This is a genomic window from Nitrosospira sp. Nsp14, from assembly GCF_900113575.1.
Taxonomy (GTDB): domain Bacteria; phylum Pseudomonadota; class Gammaproteobacteria; order Burkholderiales; family Nitrosomonadaceae; genus Nitrosospira.
In genome coordinates this window covers 20,347-41,640 of sequence record NZ_FOPV01000023.1, presented here as the reverse complement: position 1 = coordinate 41,640, position 21,294 = coordinate 20,347, and the positions used below count along the sequence as shown (strand labels likewise).

Genomic DNA, 21,294 nt, shown 5'->3' with positions numbered 1-21,294 from the left:
GCTGTTATCCTGAGCCGCAGCCCATTGTGCGATGGCTGGCCATTCGCTTCCGATACGATCAAGCTTGAGTACGTTACACAACATGGCAATTCGTTTTAAACGGTTTCGGCAAGCCCCATCGTCATGACGACTGCCATCCGATACAATCAGCACGCCGGAATTGCATATCAGATTGAAAGAAGGCGAAACTACGCCGTCATCGCGTAGTTACGGGAATCCGTTTGCTTTTTAGTCTAATCTGCAAATGTCTTTTCTCTCTTTTTCCTTTACCAAAAAACGACGGCAATATTGTCGATCTAATAAATAATCGAGAGGTTTTCAGTCCTACTGCCGGTACTCTTCGACTTGTCCTTGATGGGATTCTCCGCGTTGGGTCTTGTTTGTCTTTTCGCTGAGCAAATTGTCAAGAACTTCATTCAAGCGGGTATATCCCGATGATGTTTTCCCATTCAGCAAATCCGATAACATACTACCCCAAGTGATTCTTGCGGCATCCTCCATAAAAACAGGGTCCTGAGTCACCGCTTCGCTTTGCAAGGCCGTTTCAGCCGCGGAAGCCCAAATGAGTTCGCCACTCATGGTATCCCACAGTTGAAGAGAAAGTCTCATGTGGCCCGAACGAGTCTGCGCCATCAGGAGATCGAGGGGTGGTAGGCTCAACCGGTCCGTCATGGTTTGTAAGAAGTATGCCAGGCGGGGCTGAAACACATACCTTACTTCGATGCTCTTTCCTATTTTTTGAAGTAACTCCCGATCCAGTATATGATTCTGTTCCCCACTCTCACGCAGGCGGGCATACTCTCCCGCCAGTCCGTAACGGTTGATGAGGTTGATCGTTTGCTGTTCACCTATAACCTTCCAGGTCGGGAAGATTTTCTTGATGATGTCATCAAGATAACGACTCAATGCGACTTCATTCCCTCGAAGAGCGGGTGGCGCGAACGGGGTGAGCAGTCCCACCGCTTCCTGTTGAATGCTCACCAGATCCAGATCCGATGAGAGAGGTAAGGGCGTCGACGAGGTGCGTACGGTCCATAATCTATCCGGAGAGCTTGCACACCCTGCTATAAGAAGAATGAGAAGGACAAGCCCTGCCCCTGATCGGAAACGAGAGATGTGAGTCATATTACCGATGCCTCCTGCACGAATGAGTGCTTATCGTTCTTATTCCATGATGGTATTTTTTGTCCTGAGACCTTTAATGCAAACCGGTTCGAGAGTAGGCTGCCGCTGCTCAATCGTGGTGGGGACTAGCAGCCAACTCAGAAGTAAATTTCTAAACCACGAGTTGAGAAGACATGTACGCTACGAGCAGGGCATCGGGTACCGTCCAAAAGACCCGATGATTTTTTGTAACTTCGTGCCAAGGACACGGCTATTACTACCCCACTGATAGCTGCATAAGTGCCATAAAACCGGATCATCGAATCCTGGTCGTGGGTAATTTTCAGAGTTGCTCCACCTCGACCCGCCCTTCGCGCCAGACGCCTGTTTCGCTGCTGCAAACATCACGAAAATGACTAGTGTTGCCTGTAAAACAAAAAATAAAACGCTATCCGATGATAATTGTAGAAGGCCGTCGAAGGTCATTTCGATTCATTTCCTAGATGCAACACCTCTACTCTAGCAGATAGCCCCGAACATCAGAATGGCGACGAATACAGCAGCGCACATTGGCAGTGCGCCCCTGTTCGCGTAAACGGCTCCGGTGAGCTTGAGCATTCCCATCTCCCCTCGCTCCAACATCCCTTCCGTTTCAAAGTTACCAACGGCTCAATGCTTTGATCCCTATAAGTGCCCGAATTGTGCCGCTTGCAGCCCGCAATGGTGCGTTTCCGCACCGATAACATCGAAGGATAGATGCATTGTTGTCCATGCGCGTCTCCGCCTCCGTCTCGCTTATACCCAAGGAACGCCGAGTAGAAAAGGATGAAGAGGGAAAAGCCGGCAGGGAATCTACCACTCATAAGGATATCCCCGCATAACCAATACCAATAGGAGCTCGAAATGAATAAACTTATATCGACCGTTATTCTCGCCACCTTCACGGCTGTATCCAGCTTCGGCTGTGTTTCTGATGACAAGAAAAAGGAAACAACGCGCAAGGATTCTCCCCCAACCACGAGCAAGAAAGTGGAACACAAGAAAAAGGAAACAACGCACAAGGAGCCTCCTCCGGCCGACACGAGCAAGAAGGAAGAAGTCAAGTATGAGGCCAAGCCAGAGTCAATCTCGGATCAAGATGCCGAAATCATGCGCGAGAAATCACTCTCTGAAAGGCAAGAGCAATACAGAGATCAGGAGATAATGAACAAAAAGCCGTATAAGCAATAATAGATCCCGGGGGTGTTTTGATGGGCCTTAAGATCAGGGCGGGGGAATCGCAACCAGAAAGCTACTGCTCGCCCGAGGGTCGGCTGGGTGGTTATGTCGACGTTCCGCTATGTGCGTTCATCATTCCACGGTTCTTTCTATTCGCTTGCAGCCATGTCGCCGCGCATTCAACTGGCGAGCCGTCGGATGAAAAATATTGGGCAATATGCCAACTGTGGATTGTCTATGCTGGAGCAGAATGAAGAGATATGCATGGAGGGCGGCCTAACCTTGGATGGGGATGTTTTTGCTTGGGATGTTTGCCGACTCATTTGCATGAGCCGGTAAACATCCGACACACGTCTGCGTGATATCCGGACGGCAATGGCTGGTTGTTCCAGGAGGTCACAACGCGGCTGCCCGGTCGCGTCGACCCCACGACGACGACCTTCGCGTCGGCGAACGATCTGGCGAGCGCGCTGCGGCCGCGCACGGACAGCACGAAGCACGGACGGGGCAAGCCGACAAGAACTGGCCGGACTGGTACGCCGAGTACATGGTGCGCGAGCAGTCCGGCAAAAAGCCTGAGTGAACGACTACATGATCGTCGTCAGCGGCGTTGCTCCGGCGACCGCTGCATTGCTGCGCTGGCCTAAGTTGGCCTGCGATCTTCCTTAAAGGAGGTGCCTCGTGTCGCGGCATTTCGATGCAATCATCATCGGGACCGGCCAGGCAGGTCCGTCTTTGGCGGCGCGGTTTGCGGCCGCGGGCATGACGGTCGCCATTATTGAACGCCACAAGTTTGGCGGCACATGTGTGAATACGGGATGTATCCCGACAAAGACGCTCGTCGCCAGCGCGTACGCAGCGCATGTTGCTCGCCGCGGCGCCGAGTATGGTTTTGTTGGCAATGGTGATGTGCGCGTCGATATGAAACGCGTCAAAGCGCGCAAGGATGAAGTTTCCGGACGGTCGAACAAGGGCGTCGAGGAATGGTTGCTAGGACTTAAGAATTGCACGGTCATCCAAGGCCATGCCCGCTTTCAGTCGCCCCACACTGTCGTGGTCAACGATGAGGTGCTGCAAGCCGACAAAGTTTTCATCAACGTCGGCGGGCGCGCCTCTGTTCCCGCGATGCCGGGGATTCATGAGGCACCGTTTCTCACAAACTCTTCAATGATGGATATCGACTTTCTGCCGGAGCATCTTGTCATCGTCGGCGGAAGTTATGTTGGGTTGGAATTCGGTCAGATGTATCGCCGTTTCGGGAGCGAAGTCACGATAGTGGAGAAGGGACCGCGCCCGATTGGACGTGAAGACGAAGATGTTTCCGACGCCGTGCGTGAAATCCTGGAGATGGAGGGGATAGGGATTCGGACGAATGCGAAATGTATATCACTGTCGAAGCGTGACAGTCGTATCGCCGTTGGAATGGAATGCGACGAAGGTCCGCCGGAAGTAGTAGGCACTCATGTTCTTCTAGCGGTGGGACGTACTCCCAACACGGACGACCTGGGTCTCGACCGGGCCGGCGTTGCGACCGACCAACGCGGCTACATCATCGTTGATGATCAGCTGCAAACAAACGTGCCCGGCATCTGGGCGCTCGGCGACTGCAACGGCCGAGGTGCCTTTACGCATACTTCCTACAACGACTATGAGATCGTCGCCGATAATCTCCTCGACTCAGCTCATCGCCGCGTGTCAGATCGGATCCAGGCGTACGCATTGTTTACAGATCCGCCGCTAGGGCGATGCGGTATGACGGACGCCGAAGTACGGAAATCTGGCCGCGCTGCACTCGTTACGAAACTTCCGATGAGCGCAGTGAACCGCGCCGTTGAGAAAGGTGAGACACAAGGTTTCATCAAAATCTCTGTTGATGCGGAAACAAAACACATTATGGGTGCTGCGATTCTTGGCATCGGAGGCGATGAAGTAGTTCACGTCTTGCTGGACGTGATGTATGCAAGGGCGCCATATACGGTAGTACAGCGCGCCATGCATATTCATCCGACAGTTGCGGAATATCTCCCCACCGTCTTTTCCAAACTGGAACCCTTTCCGTAAGCAACGTCGGAGGACGGCTGATCCACTCTGTGGCTGCGGGCGTGTTCATCGGCGGGTGATCGGCGAGACGTGCTCGATTCCCTTGCGTCCCACCAAGCGGATCCCCACTAGCCATCGGCGAGCTTGTGGTTGAGACGATTGCTGGAATATCTAAATGCGGTCAACGACGCAGATCACATTCGTGCCGAATTTGGCCTGAAGGGACTGAATTCGGGGTCGGATCTAAAGGTTTCTCGGATGCGAAGGATCGTGTTCACCCGATCAACGTCAAACTCTCGCCACCCTGACGTGGATAGCGTTCTAGAGTCGTACGCCGCTTGCCGCCTTTTGTATTTTTTAGCGAACCTGGCACGAGCTGGCACTTCAAGTCCTTTGCTTTCGGTCGAAAGAATAAAATAAAATCACTGATAGTAGGGGTAGACCTTACAGCTGTGTCATTAGCCCATTTCGCTAGACAGTGACCAAACTAAATTTTTTTTACGTCCATAATTGAAGTGTAAGGGTTGAATGATGGCGCGCCAGATCAGGGAATTTTCAATGGCATTTCTTACCATGTAATATTGAGGCTTGTTTTTGCTTGCATGCTCGTAACCTGCCGGATGCTTATATTCTTGTATGGGCGTGTTCAAGATGTGGTGGTTCCGAAGGATAGCAGGTGCGCCGGTAGTCTTTATCAAATTACCCTAGGAGAGCTGAAATGCGATCAGAAGTATTGGATTTGATGAGGAGGCATGGTTGTTTCCAAGGGCTGGAAGACGATGCACTTGTGGAGATTGCCGAGCATATGGAACTGGTGCAGTGCAAGCCGAACGAATGTTTGCATCAACCAAATACACCGCTGACAGACATCTATTTCGTTATTCAGGGGACCTTGAAAGGAACACGCCGCGATCTTCAAGGGAATGAGAGAGTGTTGTGGGTATTTTCGCGGGATGATCAAATCGGGGCTATTATGGCTGGCGAGGTTTCCATTCCTGAAGGTCTCTTTGCTGTAACGGATTGCACACTGCTGAAATTGGAGTACAAGAAGGCACTGAGCCTCACGCCCAAGTACCCAAAGTTCAGAATCAATGTCCTGCAGGCTGCCGTTAAAAATTTTCGCAAAAATTTTATTGAGGAGAAATCGAGGCCACAACCATGGGTCGTGGCTATCTTCCACAGCTCGCCCGCAACACGCCCCTTGACTCAGCGCCTCACACGCCGACTAGCCGAACTTGGGGAACAGCCGCGGGTGCTGAGTGATCAAAACGAGGAGGAACGTCGGGAGAATGCAGGTTACAGGGTACTCTCCAAAGGGAATTGTGAACTGTTCATATCGGAAATCCGCGAACAAATCGGCGGTCGGCAAGATAGGGGGCGCTTATTTATCGATGTTGACGCAGCCCTCGACCCCGAGCGTGCTTCTCAACTGATCGAACTTAGTGATTCAGTGATGTGGTGTCTCCATGCAGGAGATGAGAAGTCGGCTGTGGAGCGCCTAAAGGCTAATTGCGCGCATGCTTCCAGTTGCCGTGAAAAAATCAATCTAGTCTGGCTGCTTGCGGACGGACGCGGGATCTCGCCTTTTGCTCCCGAGCTGAACGAGTTGGTATCACGCGATTTCAAGGTCACCTTCTCGGAAACACAATCGCCACTGGGTAAAACCAGCCTGGAAAGGGTCATTCATTACCTGCGCGGCATCAAGATCGGGCTGGCTTTGGGTGGGGGCGCCGCGCGCGGAATGGCCCATCTGGGAGTTCTGCATGTTCTGGAGCAGAATGGGATTGTCGTCGACATGATTGCCGGGACGAGCGCGGGGGCGATGACCGGCGTTCCTTATGCTTCCGGGTTGGCAGCGAAACAGTGGGCCGAGATAGTCGCCGTGGACCTGAAGCCGCCCCTTCTCTTTCGCTATCTTCCAGACGGCCGTAACTGGTATCTGGTGTACCTGTATCGTACCCATAAAATTGATGTAATGCTGAGAAAGTATTTGTCGGATTGCAGGCTGGAACAGCTGCCCATACCCTGCTACGCCGTAACGCTTGACCTGGTCAGCGGTGAAGCAGTTATTCGCGACCATGGCGACGCAGTAATTGCGATCCTGGAGAGCATCAATTTACCGGGGCTGTCGCTGCCGATCTTTCGCGGCGGCCAGGCGCTGGTTGATGGGGGGGTTGTCAAGAATATTCCAGCCGACGTACTTGTAGATCGTGGCTGCAACTATGTCATAGCGGTTAGTGTAACGGCCAAGATTGAGCAGGAGTTTCCCACAAAATCGGCGATGGGTCGAGTTTCGACGGTGCAGACCATTATGCGAAGCCTTCTGGCTCAGAGCATGGGAGTCAATTCTTTCGGCGTGCAGCCAGCGGACGCCATCATTGAACCGGATGTGACCCAATGCGATCTGACCCAATTCACGGAAGCTGTGGAAATAGCCAGGATTGGGGAACGGGCGGCGCTCGCCGAACTTCCGAAGATCAAGGAACAACTGCAGCAACTGGATTATCCGCTGTTTGCCGATGTCGCCAAGTCCATTCCTACTGACGTTGCCACATCGCCGCCACTGTCGGGAATTCCTGTCCCCAGTGCCTCTGCACAAACGCTTTGAGCGCACGGGCCGCCTACAAGCTTCATAACAGGGTTTTTATTGGCGAAAGATAGATTATCGGCCCCTCTTCGAAATTACGGCACATCGTTACGAGGCTCGAAAGCTGCAATGCCGATAGATTGCGATGAGAAACTGCTTTCAGATTTATCCTCATCTCCAGTCCTATTTCCTCCGTTTGCTCAATCCCATCCGATTAGTTTCGTGCGCGGCACCGTCGCCGATAATCTCCTCGACTCAGCTCATCGCCGCGTGTCAGATCGGATTCAGGCGTACGCGTTATTTCCAGATCCACCGCTAGGGCGATGCGGCATGACGGACGCCAAAGTACGGAAATCTGGGCGCCCTGTACTCGCCACGAAGCTTCCGATGAGCAAAGTGAGCCGCGCCGTTGAGAAAGGTGAGACACAAGGTTTCATCAAAATCTCTGTTGATGCGGAAACAAAATACATTATGGGTGCTGCGATTCTGGGCATCGGAGGCGATGAAATAACACGTTTTGCTGGACGTCATGTATGCAAAGGCGGCGTATACGGTAGTGCAGCGCGCAATGCATATTCATCCGACGGTTGCAGAATATCTCCCCACCGTCTTGTCCAAACTGGAACCCTTTGCGTAAGCAACGTTGGAGGATAGTATGATCACTGTGGCTTCGGACGCATTCATCGGCGGGTACTCGGCGGGAGGCGCTCGGTTCACTTGCATCCCACCAAGGTGACCCGACTTCTCCATCGGGCGAGCTTGTGGCTGAGAAACTGCTGGAATATCTAAATGCGGTCAACGACGCAGATCACATTCGTGCCGAATTTAGCCTTGAAGGGACTGAATTCGGGGTCGGGTCTAAAGGTTTCTCGGATGCGAAGGATCGTGTTAACCCAATCGACCTCAAACTCCCGCCACCCTGACGTGGATAGAGTTCTAGAGTCATCCTTGATTTGCACTCCAGCCACGAGAATTCTTCCCGCTGATTCGTAGATAATGTACGGTTCAAACGTCCGAAAGTGGCCCTCGTTTTTGTAGTGGAGGCGTATCCTTGTTTTGCTACGGATGGCCTCGCATAGCGTGGTTTCCAAGTCTGTTCTACGCGGAACTGGGCCTGTTCGATTTTTTTGTTTTATTGTTTCAAACATATCCATTCCCTCCGAATATTGTGAATAGATATTAACCCAGCAATGCGAAAATAAATAACAGTTGACGCAGTAGAGAATTCGTGTTAAGTCATAGCCGGGGTCGCCTTTTGGGGCCTTTTTCATTTAAGGAAGCGCATGGCAACGAGCTTGACGGGCAGCCGGATGAAAATGAGCCCGGCTATGTCGAGTTTAATGGCGCGTTTGGAAACTCTCGTCCAGCGCAAGACGTTCGGAACTGTTGATCCAGGCAGGTAATTCCTCTTTAGCCAGCCGTTGCATTTTGAGCGCGCGCTTAAGAATTTTGTTGGTTCTTTTTTCCAGCCATTTATCGAATTCTTTTGCCTTGTATCCCAACGCATCAATACCTTTTGATTTTTTCATTGGAATCCCCTATATAAACCGCTAGGAGGCCGTCCACTAACCCGGAAGCGCAGATGAGTAGTCAGCAGGCATGCCCCGTCTCTGATATTCGCAAATTTCATAATCGAATAATGTACGCGAGCTAACTGAAGCACGACATTTTCCTTCTTGCCAGATGTGACTATCTCGCATCTGTACTAGTGTTCTAGCAGGTCTTCCTTAAAAGGTTGTGAAATGCGCCCGCGTTTGCCAAGAATTCCGCAATCAGAGAATTACGTTCATTTGCCCCTTCGCATTAGTTATTTATGTAGGGTAAGGGCCGCCACGGGGGTGATGCCAGGTTTGTTATGCCACCAATTATGAACAGGTGTTGAGATGTTGCACGCCGCGCAATTCGTCGCTGTTTTTTGCTGTACCGTTTTTGCCGGTGCCGCGCTCTACATCAATCTTGTTGAGCACCCGGCACGGATGGACTGCGATACGAAGACTGCGGTTACGGTTTGGGCGCCCAGCTACAAACGGGCAACAATGATGCAAGCTCCACTGGCTATCCTGAGTTTCAGTGCCGGGGTGTCCGCCTGGTTGCTCGATGGCGGCATTATGTGGGTTATTGGGGCAGTGCTTATTGGCTTGGTCGTGCCATTCACATTTCTTGTAATCATGCCGACGAACCATCAGCTTCTGATTCCCGGACGCGACCTTGCGTCGGGCGAAACCCGAGCACTGCTCGAAAAGTGGGGAAAACTCCACGCTGTGCGGACCGTGCTGGGTTTGTTGGCATCTGGAATCTACGTTATTGAGCTGCTTAAAGCCTAACCGCGCATGAACTCGAACGAAGCATAGTTGTTTGGGCGCGTCGCCGGCGCCGATTTTTCCAGTGCTGCCGACACCTCTGTCCTTCCTCGTTCGCCGGACGAAAGCCCGCATTTCCAGACCTTCGCAGAACTTAACGAGCGGCACGCTGCGCCTACTCTCACAACAAGCAGATCAGAATGGGCCAGCGGCTTTAATGATACTTTTACAGTAGTGAAGTTATCCCCATCCCCAGTATCGCAAGCGCCATTACACCGGTTGCGATCCAGTCGAGTATCCGAAGACAGGTGCTGACAACAAACTGTCCCGTTACGTTAGGTTTTGCAGCCGGAAGCATCATGACTGCCATAATGGGAACGGCAATTACGTCTTGAGCGAATCGCATCGGTATGCGCAAGCAAGAGTCTGATTTTTTATCTGTACGTTACCGAACAGTCACACATTACTCCTATCCTACAATGTTCCTGAACTGGCCATGTACGCCCAGTGGTGCCCCCCAGCGGTGCAATTACTCGAAGGGTGTGGTCCGAGCGTTTAGCTGGCAATAACTTCGCCTCCTTGCTCGCACTTTGCTCTTCGTTTGCCTCTGCATACTTAAAACGTCAGCGCCGCTTCTCGGTAACGAGAGTGTCACGAGCAGCACTAGTCGGATCGATTTTCAAATAGGGGGATACATGAAAAAGTGTAAATTCGGATTGGGCGCGTGCGCAATGTCCTGGCTGATCTGCGGGGTAAATTACGTGTGGGCGGATAATGGCGCGGTACCGCCTCCCATGGCTCCCAAGTCTTCCGCGTCGCCCTCAGACATGGCTCCAGCGGCGGCTGCCCTGGGTATGGGAATCAAACGTCTCTTCCCTGAAGGTTCGGGAGGCAAACATCTCTTCCCTGAACACGTGCCTAAAGGCGAGGAGGACGTCAAACATGTCTTCCCTCAAGGCTGGCCGATTTCTCTAAGAGGGTGGGTCAGCGGAGGCTACGTTTATAATGGCTCAACCCCAAGTTCCCATTTTAATGGCCCATATAACGAGGTCGATCGTAATCAGCCTCAGCTGAACCAGCTCTATTTCATTGCTGAAAAAACTTTGAAAGATACAAAAAGCATCGATCTGGGTGGCAGGGTTGATGTCCTATTCGGTAACGATTTCTTTCTTGCACAAAGCAATGGACTTGAACGTACCGAGAGCGGCGCGCCAAAATGGAACCAACAATTACATGGTTTCGCGCTTCCGCAAATGTATGCTGAAATCGGCAACAAGACCGTTTCAGTTAAGTTGGGACACTTCTACACGATAATCGGTTACGAGGGTGTACCCGCTGCGGGCAATTTCTTTTATTCGAAGTCTTATTCGTACCAGTTTGCTGGTCCATTCACGCATTGGGGTGGTCTTGCTACGGCGAATATCAGCCCGCAGCTCTCTGTTCGAGCGGGTGTAGTGAACGGCTGGGACTCATTGGACCGGCAGAATGATAATCCGGCGTTTCTTGGCGGAGTGAAATACGCTACGACCGATCAATTCTTCACGGGCTCGCTGGCAGTTATTACGGGACAAGAGCCCACGATAATTCCAGGAGTGTTTGGTAACCGGACAAGATATAGCGCAATCGTTACCCTACGTCCTCTGGAGAAGCTTGAGTTCACTCTTCACCAGCACTTTTCGTCTCAGGCAAACGGGAACGTGAATGGAACTGCTGCTTCATGGTACGGGGTGGATCAATACCTCAACTATACGCTACACAAAACAGTAAAAGCTGGCTTTCGATTTGAGTGGTTTCGCGATGCAGACGGTACACGAGTAAGCGGCTCTGAATTCAGAGGAAATCCCAACCGTGGCGCGTTTGCGGGCGACTTCTTCTCTGTGACGGGTGGAGTGAACTACACTCCGCACCCGAATATCACCTTTCGTCCGGAAGTGCGCTATGACTGGTTTTCGGGCGAGGGTCGCCCCTTTAATGGTAACAATAACCAAGTCATGGTCGGCATCAACGCATACGTGCAGTTCTAGTTTGTCGCGGTATTGTTCCAAATACAACCTGGACATATCCGGACTAAATGCGGGATATTAGAGTCGGGGCAGACCGGGGATCGAGATCGCAAACCGCTGGATGATGGGGTGGCCGAAAATAGTTGTAATCTTCTGATCGAGGATATGCACGAGGAAGCTTCATGTGGTTAATTGGGGCGGTGCTTATTGGCTTGGCCGTGCCATTCACATTTCTTGTACTCATGCCAACGAACCATCAGCTTCTGATTCCCGGACGCGACCTTGCGTCGGGCGAAACCCGAGCACTGCTCGAAAAGTGGGGAAAACTCCACGCTGTGCGGACCACGCCGGGTTTGTTGGCGTCTGGAATCTACGTTATTGAGCTACTTAAAGCCTAACCCGCGCATGAACTCGAACGAAGCATAGTTGTTTGGGCGCGTCGCCGGCGCCGATTTTTCCAGTGCTGCCGACACCTCTGTCCTTCCTCGTTCGCCGGACAAAAGTCCGTATTTCCAGACCTTCGCGGAACTTAACGAGCGGCACGCTGCGCCTACTCTCCCAACAAGCGGATCAGGGTGGGCCAGCGGCAATGGATACTTTTACAGTAGCGAAGTTATCCCCATCCCCAGTACCGCAAGCGCCATTACACCCGTTGCGATCCAGCCGAGTATCCGAAGACGGGTGCTGACAAAAAAAGCAATCAGGTTGGAAAACCCCATTCCAAGGTAAGTGTCGATCTTGATACGTCGCAGATGAGCTCTCGCTTGTTGCGGAGCTTTTCTTAGCGGCTCGTCGCCATCGACAGCACGCAGCTCCTCGACTTCCTGAGAGGCTTGCCAGAAAAAAAGATACGGGTTGAGGTAAGCCCGGCGCCGATCTGGTGCTGCGCCCCAAAGACTTGCACCGGACTAGCGGTTAACAGGGTCTTTGGGCAATCACGGGACAAAGAGACAGCCCCCCCAATGACTGCTTAGCCTTTTCGCTATTTACGCGCTCGCTCTGTGGTGACGCGCGGCTATTCTGCCGACCAGGACAAGCCCTGCCAAAAGCATGACGTAAGTATGGGGTTCCGGAATTGGCAATACCTCCGCCGGTGGCACAAGGTTCGCATCCAGCGCAACGTTATCAAATTCGAACCCGTATCGGGTACTCGAGGCGACGACCCTGTTAAACCCCGTATCCGAGTTGATATTTACGTAAAACGTGCCGCCAGCGCCCTGGTTTCCTTTAGCCAGCTGGTCGACATCCAGGCCGGTATAACTGAACAGCAACGTAGCCCCATCATAAAAGGACAATGTGTTGTAGTCGTCCACTGAGCCCCACAACAGGCCAAAATAGTTGTGGTATTGATCCAGCTGCAGTGTGACCTGTCCGATACCGGTGCTCAGGTATGGAGTGACGCCGCGACCGTCGGCCTGGGTGTTTCCAAACAACGTGCCGTTGCCTCCCGAGATATATGGTGCCGCATATTTGCCCACTACGTTGGGAACGGCAATGGTGCCGGCTCCTATGCCGCTATAAGATACGGTAACGCCTTCGTCAGTCGTACCGCCGGTCGGGGCGAGGCTGTCAAAATCGACATAGGTGCCTGCAACGATGGGCGTGCCGCCTATTGTGGCGCTGAGCGTCGTAGCGGCTATCGAAGCCGACGATGCTGCAGAGATGCTCAGAATAAAAACCAGCCGGGCGACGACAAATACAGTCTTTGCATGTTCCATCGAAATCCTAGTCCTTATCTAAAAAAGTTGTAACGTTATTCTCATAACAAGTATTTTTATGACTACATGATACTACAAGCAATTATCATGCCTTATCTTAAATCCAATCATAATCAGCAACTTAGGATACTAGTTAAGCGATATTTTTCATTGCCTTGAAAATTTTTTCGACATTCTGGAGAGTAGACGGGAAAAGATGCTGGGGGTGGGCAAATTGAAAGGGAAGATGAAAAAACTGCACGAGTGGCGGGTTAAATCTGGAGATCCCGAGTATTGATTGTTGCAGGCTTAATCGGCAGCGCAGGGGTTACGACGCGAGGCCAGACGGAATCCGGTGGAGGGATGCGTTTCTCATGCGGCGAGAGGCTCCGCCGCAAACCGAAAAGCATTTTGTCGGGTTTTGCGGAACCGCGCGTTCAGGCCAAAAAGGAAAAGGGGCGGGGAGGCGGATACGAAAAACGCTGGGCCGGACGGTTTCAATAGCCAAAGACGCACCCGGTCGCCGTATAGGAACGAGGTGAACCGGAACTACGTACCCGGCAGTCAGGCGCTATTCAGTGGGCGAGCAATAGCCCTCGATTTACCACGATGCAATATTATTGCCCGGCCAGCGTGCGCATCCGTAGCCGGGGAGCTTTCCGCAACCCATCGTTGTATGCGGAGAAAACAGAATCCCGGTCGAATTCGTGCAAAGGTTTTTTCGCGGAACATTTAAGCGAGTTGATGCTGGCTTTTTCGAGCCATCTATCAAACTCGTCCGGGCTATACCCGTATATATCAGCGTATCTGCGTTTTTTCATAAACCTCGTCATTATCAAAAAGGCCGGGCGGGCACTGAAAGGCGCCAGCCCAGGCCAGGCCAGGCAAAGTTCGCCTGGAGGGAACACAACGAGGCGAATATTGCCTTTTCCGGGATGCCATGTTATGTACGCTACCGCTCTTAAGACACACTTTATTCCACCGCCGCTTCTCATTTGTTCCACCCGGCCGTCTGCCGCCATGGGGAACGGCGCCTTCAAGATGTTGCCATTTTGGCGCGGTCGCAAGCGCATCAGCGGTATCGATATGAGACGAATTTGCTACCGTGCGTGGGATCTTGTGCGGCGGATCTCGATTGCCATCGCCGTGGCCCAGTCCATAAGGATGCCGTATTAATGTTACGTGCTTGCGACAACGTGCCGCATTCCTGCACGGACTCAAAAGATTATTCTCGCCCACGCCTGATCTCAAGAATGCTGTGACTGCGCTCGCGCGTTTGGGTAGTATTCCCCGCTTCCAGTTAAAGATATTTCCCCGACGCCATCCGCGACTATAGAGGTGGCGACCACAGGCTCGGGATCGGTCATCAAGTCGAGAATCAGCAATTTATTCCGCGCTCGAAGTCGAGCCGAAAGGCACTTCTCAAGCAGGCCTGGTAAAGACATTGCTGGAGCGTTATCGATATATGAAGGTCGGCATGAAGCCAAAACTCGCCTCACTTGCCTTGGTTAGTCTCTGGATATTTTCCCCCGGTTGCTGCCAGTGAACTCGGAGGGAGTAGTAAAAGATGAGAAAACCAAATCGGTTTTGTCCGACACCGATAAGCCGCGTACTGTCGCTCCCGTGCAAGGAGCTTTGCTGAATATCGATGCACCGCCTGTCGCCGTACGAACCGCTGCCCTGAAGCTGACGCGTCACGAGCCGGTAGTTAAAATGCCGGAACTGACGATTGAGGGAAAGGTGAAGCGCCCGCGAAGCAAACCGAGATGGAATGATACCGGCTGCCCCAGACCACGGAAAGCATTACGCGGGAAAGGATCGACAATACGATCAGCATGGCGAACCCGGAGGATGCAATCCAGGTGCGCAGCCGCTATATCGGCGATACCCACGCACCGGTCGAGATGCGCACCTCGGGCATATCCGCCAGTGCGCGCAACCTGAGCTACGCTGATGGCATTCTGCTGTCTTCCTTGCTTGGCAACAACATACCAACACCGGCTCCGCGCGCGGCGGGGCGCAAGCGGGGAAGCCGCAAGCCGGGACCGTGAGCCCGTGTAGGATATCAACCGCAAAGGCGGCAAAAGCAGTCATGGCGGTATGCATCCGCAGGATGTCAAGGCCGGCGGTCAAAGCCACAAAAGTGACGGAAGCAGTTCCGGATCAGGGTCCCATTCCCGGGGCGGCAGCTCAGAAGCGCGCGAATGATAACCCCGGACGGGGTACGCATCGTTGCTTTGAGATGAACCGGTTGGAATAGCTTGATCGGGAGTCAGGAGGACAATGCTTGATGGCAGTTGCCTTCATGTTTTTTTTTGTGAGTTTTTCTTCCTACTCCAGCGCCGCCGCCATTTTCGTCGCGAATAATGGAACCGCAGAAAGGAAAACCCGGCCAAGAGGGCACTAGGCCGGGGCGGGTTGGGGGTAAATACGCCCGCATCGACATAGTAACAGATTTTTAGATTCTCCCCTTTTTAATTAGGGGCAATATAATGAAAAAACCGCCCAAGGTCTCGTCCAACCCTGGAAAGCACTTTTTTCACCCCAAAAAAAACCCGCCGGAGCGGGTTTGAGGGGATCACGGTCCTGCTTTTAAAGATTGTCGATCGCATCTTTGACAGTTTCTTTTGCATCACCGACCTTCTTTTGGGTTTTCCCCTCGACCTGTTTCGCTAGGCCCTTGGCTTCCTGCTCTCTATCCCCGGTCAGTTCGCCGGCCCCTTCCTGGATCTTTCCGGCGATATCTTTGGCGGCTCCTTTTACCTGATCTTTGTTCATGATCAATCTCCTTTGCAGAAAATAAGAGTGTCAATGTTGCTTGCCTCTCTGTGTCCGCGCCAATCAACAAACTTATGATCGGTCAGCGGTCGCAGGAGCATAAACGGCAAGTGTTGCCAGATTAATATAATGGCGCGGCTCATACTGTGCGTTGAGTCACATTGGGTAAAATAACTTAATGATGAATAACCGCGGGAGAGTAGCGCTACGTTAAGGTTGGGGAGGATGAGGACCGGCGCAATATAGTCCGCCGGAGGGGGCGGGGCAAATTGATGTATATAGACGGCTTGTTTCTAGTCCCCCTCTTCGTTGAGACCGTGTTTACCTTCACAGTAACACACCGTTCTTCCTAATAGCGGCTTCCATCGCCGCTATGGATCGCCGGCGGATTCGTCGCGTACGGATTGTTCGGGCTGTCGTTGCTGTACTGACTGCCGTATTTCCCGTACGGATTATTGATGCTGTCCGCGGAATACTCGCTGCCATACCTGCCGTACGGGTTACTGACCGAGTTTGCGTCGTAAGGGTTGGAGCTGAGGTTGCCGAGGTATTTTCCAGTTTGCCGATCCCGAAGATGCGGCGGCTCCGCCTGGACAATTGCGGAAACAAGTATTGCGAGAAGGGCGAATGGAGCTAATTTGGCTGATTTCACGATTTGTCTCTTTTTATTGTTATTTTATTGCTCGACTATTGTTTTACTGGGCTAGCGGATCAGTTACCGATCAGAACAGTTAATGTACAGGTGCCAAGGTACAGGTGCCAACATACATGTGCACGGGCTCGCCATCATCGCTGGCGAAGCAGCACGAAAGGTGGCTCCCCCGAACTGCGATCCATTATTCTTCCCTGGCCATACTGAACCACGCGGTCATTTTTGAGGATCACGGAATAATCGACCCGTTCCACATTCAACCCGCTGGTAAACAGCCACCCGTTGATTTGGCGGTCTACATAATTCAGCGCTTCGTAGTCGCCGCTGCGGTGAAAACCATCTGGGTTTCCGATAGCATTCAAAACTTCTGCCTTTGTCAGACCTTCCCGCAGCGCCGCGGTTTTGGTTGCACACGATGCAAGCGCCAGCATGCAGACCAAAGCGAAAGCAGAGCCCTTCAAGATATTTCTCTCCCATGTAATGAGTATTAAAGAATGGCGTAAGCCCCCTCAGTGGCCCCCTTAGTGGCCCCCTTAGTGGCCCCTTAGCTATTATATCTCTGATGGCCAACATGGGTTATTGGTAAGGATCTTCGGTCGGCTGGTAATTATGGAACGGGTGCCATTCCCAAGGCGGGACGGGCGATTCACGCGACCATAAACCCCGCCTCGCGGAACGGGCTTCGTTCTGCAACTTGGAGAGCGTCCTGTCTTTTGCGGATTGGTCTTTTACCCAAGCCAGACCGCGCCGTACCTGCTCCGCGTTGACATCCACGCCGTTGCACTTGACCCTGGCCATGGTGCGTCCATAATGGTCCCGACTGATCGAGGTCAATTCGGCGTGGACCCACAGGCATAAGTCAAACAGGGACTGTCTTGAGTCGATGGAGGCTGGTCGTGTTCGGGCGCGTCGATATCCGCCAGGCGTACCCTTTCCAGCTCGCCATCCATCGAGACTGTAACCGAGTCGCCATCAACGATCTGCAATACCTGGGCGTGGACCACCTTGCTGTTTGGCTCGGCGAAGATACTGCCAGACAGCATGGCATACGTGACCAGCACGAGAGCAGGGATAACACGGCGCATCAGGTTGTTATATCACCGCCCATCTGTCTGGGCAATCGTCACGCCGCATTCGTTTGAGCGCTTATTACAGTATTACAGCCATTCCAGCGTCCTATGCAGCAGTACAGCCGCTTCTGCCCCTACACGGTTACAGCGCCTCGGTCCGGCAATTTGCTGAAAACCCAGAATGCGTTTCTGGGCGGCCGCATGACGCGGGATGACTTCGCACACCAGATCGGTGACGTCATTGAGCAGGTAGGTGTAGTAATAAACAAAGTGGAACATGGCGGCCATCACGGATCGGGTCGTCTGGGCGGGGAGAATGGCAAACCGCGATAACTCGGCAAGTTTATGCCCCGCGCCCCGTATCGAGTCGAGTTCTGCGGAATATCCTTCGTCCGCGCTCAACCCCCGCGGCGAATCCAGTGTCACCAGGACTGTGCCAACCACATTCCCATCCAGCAGCACGTCTATTACCGCGCCGTGGCTCGTCAATATGTGGTTCGGAGTATAGCCTTTACGCCAATACCGATCTGCGATCAGGGCGCGTGACGGAGCAAGAGACTTGCCGATAGCTACCGTATAGGGTCCGAATACAGCTTTCATGCATTGGATACCGTGAGGCTCGATATCGGCTGTGCGAAGTAGGTGCAACGTATTTCTCCCGGTTGTTCATCCCCTTTTACCTCGGCCCGCGCGCGGTGGGCCGTTCCCTTTGTTTTTAACGCAGCCATTTCGTCTTTTTCTCTCTCTATTTATTCTTCTGCTTCGATTATCCAGCGGGTGTTCTGTTCGAGCCATAGTCCACACTGACCACCGGACCCGGTCTCGAGTATTCCAGTCTCGTCTAAGCGGCCCGCGGAGTTGTGAAGCCGGCAGCTTAAATGCGATTTACGGCTCGATCACAATACTTACGAAGCCAGCGCGGGTATACTGCCGTAAAATTTTACGTGACGGGGGGGCGCTCGGCGTTTAACCAATGCGCATGCGGAAGGTGGGGCGGAGATCGCGCCCAAGGCATATCGGATGCGTGGAACTATGTGCGCAACAGTCTGGTACCTACCCGCTGCGCTGCCGCTGCCTGGCGTAACATCGGCCGGCGGACGGTTCGATACGGTTTGAAGCCCCGGGATACATGGGTGATGAAGACATGGGGAAAGTTTACATTATGCTCAATAGAAGCAAAATGCGGTCATGGGGAAATATCATAGAGATATGAGATCATGGTCTGGACGGATTTGTTACAAAACGATAGCTCAACCGTATGTTTGGTAGGTTGACGATTGACATCCGTGATTATCCCATCTAGAGTATTGATCCGCAGATGCTATTTCATTAAAACGTCAACTTAACAGGGGAAAATGATGAAAATAAACAAAACGATTCTAGGTGCTGCTTTGGGGTTGCTGTTGGCTGGAACCGTGCAGGCAGCGGAACAGAAACTCAAGGTGGTTATCAATGCTTATGACACTAACATTCCTGAGCTCAACGTCGAAGGGGTGACGGTGAAGAACATTCGCGCCTTTAATGTTCTCAACGAGCCGGAAGCCTTGACTGTCAAGAAAGGGACAACGGTAAAGATTACAGTCGAAAACAAATCTCCCATTAGCGAGGGATTTTCCATTGATGAGTATGGCGTCAAGGAAGTTCTGAAGGCGGGCGAAACCAAGACTATTACGCTGAAGGCAGACAAGTCCGGTGCGTTTACCATATGGTGCCAACTCCATCCCAAGAATATCCACCTGCCCGGCTCCTTGAACGTTGTGGAGTAAGCGGGATTACAAAGAACATGACGGAGTAATAGATTGGTCCGAGAAATTCTCTCGCCGATCCTCATCAAACCCGCCGGCAGGCGGGTTTTTTTATTTCGGGGCGGTATTTATTTTTCCGTAACCGAATTTCCTATTGGCATGATGGCATGATGGCATGATGGCATAATGGCATACCGGCCTTGCGTCCCTGCGGTGCCGCTAAGTAAGCACTCGGGATATTGCCTGCTATCTCGCCCCCTTCTCTTGTGGATTTTTTGCTTTTCTCTTCTTTCCCTTCCGAGCCTGGTTCGAAATATCCCGAGATAAAAACTCTTTGTGAACTGTTAAGTTGGATAGCGCACATATCTCATGTATTTGGATGAGATAAAGTTTTTTCGTGGTATTCCTCAAGGACACGCTACATATGCGTCCGGTTACCTGGGTTGGTTCCCTTGTCTGGTTCAGGAAGCCGGTCCGTATTTTTGACAAACTCTTTTTCAATAGGAATTTGCGATGAAGAAGCTCAGAAATATTGATGTATTGGGGTATGAGGCGGAAGAATTTGATAAGTGGCTGGAGGAAAGCACGAACAAAATCTTAAAACGCGCTCCAAAAGTCAGACGCACCTGGGAAGCGGATATGTCCGCTCCACTAAAAGCTTCCAGGCAGGGCTCAAGCAAATCTGTCTATTCCCGGCAGCGCGGCATCTGAGCATCACGTAGCCAAAGGGTAACAATCCTCAACGATTCCGGCTTCGGTTCGCCAGCACGTAATGTTAATGTGCTCCGCCGGAGCAAATCAATCATAAGTGTTGAGGGTGTCGAGGATGAGACGGGTGCGACCCAGGCTCGCTAAGCGTGGATTCCATTCTTGCGTGGAGAGTCCCGCGCTCGGTCGGCCCGTGCCGACCGGAGAAGGCTTTGCGCAATGATGCAGGAGTCCGGGGGCGTGTTGTTACACCTCCTTGCGTCCCCGGGAGGGTATCTATACCAACGCCAACGCCAACGCGAAAGCAGTTTCCGACGTTTATTGATGGTCCGGACTACGAATAGAACGTAGCGGACTAGCAAACTAGCGGATTAGCGGATTAAGTGCATTGGGCGAATCGTGCGCTCCATGGTCACCCACTCATGGGGCAGGAACGGAGATTCGTCGTCCCAGGATGATACGCGAACGTCTCCCTGGGTTTTAAGAGAACAGATTCGTTTCGGTTGGGGCTAGACCTGCACTATAGCCGTCCTTGTGCTGCCAAAACACCTTCGACTCGGGCCAGCCCACAAGAGTCTCTTCATAGATATACATCGCGTCCCCTTCGAACCCCTTGAAACGGAAGTTTTCGTAACGCGAAATCGAACCGTCGGTTCTGCGTATGTAAAGGATGTATACAGGCATTTCCACCGCGTCCGGTTGTAAGTACCTCCTTTTTTTGATCTTATTAGAGGGCGATTCTAAATAGATACCCGGAAATTGTTCCGTGCGGTATCCCTCGTTATCACGAGGAACGATGTTGGTTGGACCGCCGCTGAGCGGTTACATCGAAAAGCATCGCCGAGGAGCGCGGACGACAGCAGAGCAGGATCACCCGGAGCATCGTGTAATACCGCATATTCCTATTGGGCTGCCGTGGCGGCATATCATAACGGACTAACAGCGTGGCTGCGATTCTGCTGGTCGTAAAACCCCTTCCAGACAAAGGTTTCCGGACAATAGTGGGGTTATGGCTGCGCGGAACGACCGGAATGTTATTAACGGGGAAGCGATGGATCGCTTGGGGAAACTCGGCGGTCGCTAGCACACGCCTTCTCAGATGTTGCTCAGATGTTGGTTGGCCAATCCGAGCATTCCTTGTCAAAACCAACCCAGGCGGCATCGCCGGCAATTTCAACCACTACGAGCTTGTCATTTAGGCCGATGTATTGTTGAAGATGATCCTTTACCTGATCCGCCGTTTTAGGGGAAGCAATGATCCAGGTTGAGTCCAGGCAATGCCACCATGTTTCGTAGGTTTCAATTTCCCCTACAAGTGTGGCATACATGCCACTCCGGTCTACGAGCTCGTATCCTATACAATACAGTGACATACGTTCTCCTTCTCCAAGT

The 21,294-nt window shown here is 52.4% G+C and carries 23 protein-coding genes; 11 read left to right on the top strand and 12 right to left on the bottom strand.

The genetic code is table 11. From position 1 onward, the window contains the following. Nucleotides 1-324: 324 nt before the first annotated feature. Nucleotides 325-906 carry a hypothetical protein gene (locus BM022_RS13510; RefSeq protein WP_143079589.1) on the bottom strand — a complete coding sequence of 194 codons (582 nt, stop codon included), beginning with the start codon at nucleotides 904-906 and terminating at the stop codon, nucleotides 325-327. A gap of 1,101 nt (nucleotides 907-2,007) precedes the next feature. Between BM022_RS13510 and BM022_RS13505 the strand changes: the two genes are divergently transcribed. The 5 genes from BM022_RS13505 (at nucleotide 2,008) to BM022_RS16150 (ending at nucleotide 7,603) form a co-directional block, all read left to right on the top strand. After that, the gene (locus BM022_RS13505; protein ID WP_091140132.1) at nucleotides 2,008-2,334 is read left to right on the top strand and encodes a hypothetical protein; all 327 of its coding nucleotides are present in this window, start codon (nucleotides 2,008-2,010) and stop codon (nucleotides 2,332-2,334) included. A 346-nt stretch (nucleotides 2,335-2,680) separates the two neighbouring features. Next, a complete protein-coding gene (locus BM022_RS15610) occupies nucleotides 2,681-2,905 on the top strand; it encodes a hypothetical protein (RefSeq protein WP_218146888.1) in 225 nt (74 codons plus the stop codon). 98 nt (nucleotides 2,906-3,003) lie between these two features. Then, nucleotides 3,004-4,383: an FAD-containing oxidoreductase gene (locus BM022_RS13495; RefSeq protein WP_091140130.1), complete on the top strand. Its 1,380-nt coding sequence runs from the start codon at nucleotides 3,004-3,006 to the stop codon at nucleotides 4,381-4,383. A gap of 697 nt (nucleotides 4,384-5,080) precedes the next feature. Further along, a complete protein-coding gene (locus tag BM022_RS13485; RefSeq protein ID WP_091140127.1) occupies nucleotides 5,081-6,970 on the top strand; it encodes a patatin-like phospholipase family protein in 1,890 nt (629 codons plus the stop codon). A 108-nt stretch (nucleotides 6,971-7,078) separates the two neighbouring features. After that, nucleotides 7,079-7,603, top strand: coding sequence for a hypothetical protein (locus tag BM022_RS16150; RefSeq protein WP_256209183.1), 525 nt, complete (start codon nucleotides 7,079-7,081; stop codon nucleotides 7,601-7,603). Between the two features lie 131 nt (nucleotides 7,604-7,734). Here BM022_RS16150 and BM022_RS16485 read toward each other — a convergent pair whose 3' ends face one another. Then, nucleotides 7,735-8,097 (bottom strand): WYL domain-containing protein, encoded by a 363-nt coding sequence (locus BM022_RS16485; RefSeq protein WP_091140125.1) that lies wholly within the window; start codon nucleotides 8,095-8,097, stop codon nucleotides 7,735-7,737. Between the two features lie 189 nt (nucleotides 8,098-8,286). Further along, the gene (locus BM022_RS13470) at nucleotides 8,287-8,478 is read right to left on the bottom strand and encodes a hypothetical protein (protein ID WP_091140123.1); all 192 of its coding nucleotides are present in this window, start codon (nucleotides 8,476-8,478) and stop codon (nucleotides 8,287-8,289) included. Nucleotides 8,479-8,832: 354 nt separating this feature from the next. Here BM022_RS13470 and BM022_RS13465 point away from each other — a divergent pair, with 354 nt between their 5' ends. Then, the gene (locus BM022_RS13465; RefSeq protein ID WP_091140122.1) at nucleotides 8,833-9,273 is read left to right on the top strand and encodes an anthrone oxygenase family protein; all 441 of its coding nucleotides are present in this window, start codon (nucleotides 8,833-8,835) and stop codon (nucleotides 9,271-9,273) included. A gap of 202 nt (nucleotides 9,274-9,475) precedes the next feature. Here BM022_RS13465 and BM022_RS13460 read toward each other — a convergent pair whose 3' ends face one another. Next, nucleotides 9,476-9,655: a hypothetical protein gene (locus BM022_RS13460; protein WP_091140120.1), complete on the bottom strand. Its 180-nt coding sequence runs from the start codon at nucleotides 9,653-9,655 to the stop codon at nucleotides 9,476-9,478. Between the two features lie 325 nt (nucleotides 9,656-9,980). Between BM022_RS13460 and BM022_RS13455 the strand changes: the two genes are divergently transcribed. Together BM022_RS13455 and BM022_RS13450 are read left to right on the top strand one after the other, a co-directional pair. Continuing rightward, on the top strand, nucleotides 9,981-11,273 hold the full coding sequence (locus BM022_RS13455; protein WP_177191734.1) for an outer membrane beta-barrel protein: 1,293 nt from the start codon (nucleotides 9,981-9,983) through the stop codon (nucleotides 11,271-11,273). A 161-nt stretch (nucleotides 11,274-11,434) separates the two neighbouring features. Then, nucleotides 11,435-11,650 carry an anthrone oxygenase family protein gene (locus BM022_RS13450; RefSeq protein WP_091140117.1) on the top strand — a complete coding sequence of 72 codons (216 nt, stop codon included), beginning with the start codon at nucleotides 11,435-11,437 and terminating at the stop codon, nucleotides 11,648-11,650. 588 nt (nucleotides 11,651-12,238) lie between these two features. Here the strand turns inward: BM022_RS13450 and BM022_RS13445 are convergent. After that, nucleotides 12,239-12,970 carry an Npun_F0296 family exosortase-dependent surface protein gene (locus BM022_RS13445; protein WP_091140116.1) on the bottom strand — a complete coding sequence of 244 codons (732 nt, stop codon included), beginning with the start codon at nucleotides 12,968-12,970 and terminating at the stop codon, nucleotides 12,239-12,241. A 1,814-nt stretch (nucleotides 12,971-14,784) separates the two neighbouring features. On the opposite strand from BM022_RS13445, the gene BM022_RS13435 reads away from it, so the two are divergent. Beyond that, entirely contained in the window at nucleotides 14,785-15,000 is a 216-nt protein-coding gene (locus tag BM022_RS13435; RefSeq protein WP_091140113.1) for a hypothetical protein, read from the top strand. Nucleotides 15,001-15,541: 541 nt separating this feature from the next. Here BM022_RS13435 and BM022_RS13430 read toward each other — a convergent pair. From BM022_RS13430 to BM022_RS13410, 6 genes are all read right to left on the bottom strand, one after another. Then, nucleotides 15,542-15,727: a CsbD family protein gene (locus BM022_RS13430; RefSeq protein WP_091140111.1), complete on the bottom strand. Its 186-nt coding sequence runs from the start codon at nucleotides 15,725-15,727 to the stop codon at nucleotides 15,542-15,544. A 349-nt stretch (nucleotides 15,728-16,076) separates the two neighbouring features. After that, complete coding sequence (locus tag BM022_RS13425) at nucleotides 16,077-16,379, bottom strand: hypothetical protein (protein ID WP_091140110.1); 303 nt, start codon at nucleotides 16,377-16,379, stop codon at nucleotides 16,077-16,079. Nucleotides 16,380-16,513: 134 nt separating this feature from the next. Continuing rightward, entirely contained in the window at nucleotides 16,514-16,840 is a 327-nt protein-coding gene (locus BM022_RS13420) for a hypothetical protein (RefSeq protein WP_091140108.1), read from the bottom strand. A gap of 115 nt (nucleotides 16,841-16,955) precedes the next feature. Then, nucleotides 16,956-17,177, bottom strand: coding sequence for a thermonuclease family protein (locus tag BM022_RS16145; protein ID WP_256209182.1), 222 nt, complete (start codon nucleotides 17,175-17,177; stop codon nucleotides 16,956-16,958). Nucleotides 17,178-17,209: 32 nt separating this feature from the next. Further along, nucleotides 17,210-17,464 carry a thermonuclease family protein gene (locus BM022_RS16140; protein ID WP_256209181.1) on the bottom strand — a complete coding sequence of 85 codons (255 nt, stop codon included), beginning with the start codon at nucleotides 17,462-17,464 and terminating at the stop codon, nucleotides 17,210-17,212. Between the two features lie 72 nt (nucleotides 17,465-17,536). Further along, complete coding sequence (locus BM022_RS13410; RefSeq protein WP_091140106.1) at nucleotides 17,537-18,049, bottom strand: N-acyl amino acid synthase FeeM domain-containing protein; 513 nt, start codon at nucleotides 18,047-18,049, stop codon at nucleotides 17,537-17,539. Between the two features lie 755 nt (nucleotides 18,050-18,804). Between BM022_RS13410 and BM022_RS13405 the strand changes: the two genes are divergently transcribed. Further along, nucleotides 18,805-19,215: a nitrosocyanin gene (locus tag BM022_RS13405; RefSeq protein WP_256209180.1), complete on the top strand. Its 411-nt coding sequence runs from the start codon at nucleotides 18,805-18,807 to the stop codon at nucleotides 19,213-19,215. 492 nt (nucleotides 19,216-19,707) lie between these two features. After that, nucleotides 19,708-19,905: a hypothetical protein gene (locus BM022_RS13400; protein WP_091140103.1), complete on the top strand. Its 198-nt coding sequence runs from the start codon at nucleotides 19,708-19,710 to the stop codon at nucleotides 19,903-19,905. Nucleotides 19,906-21,008: 1,103 nt separating this feature from the next. Here the strand turns inward: BM022_RS13400 and BM022_RS13390 are convergent. After that, nucleotides 21,009-21,275: a SinR family protein gene (locus BM022_RS13390; RefSeq protein WP_143079587.1), complete on the bottom strand. Its 267-nt coding sequence runs from the start codon at nucleotides 21,273-21,275 to the stop codon at nucleotides 21,009-21,011. Nucleotides 21,276-21,294: the final 19 nt, after the last annotated feature.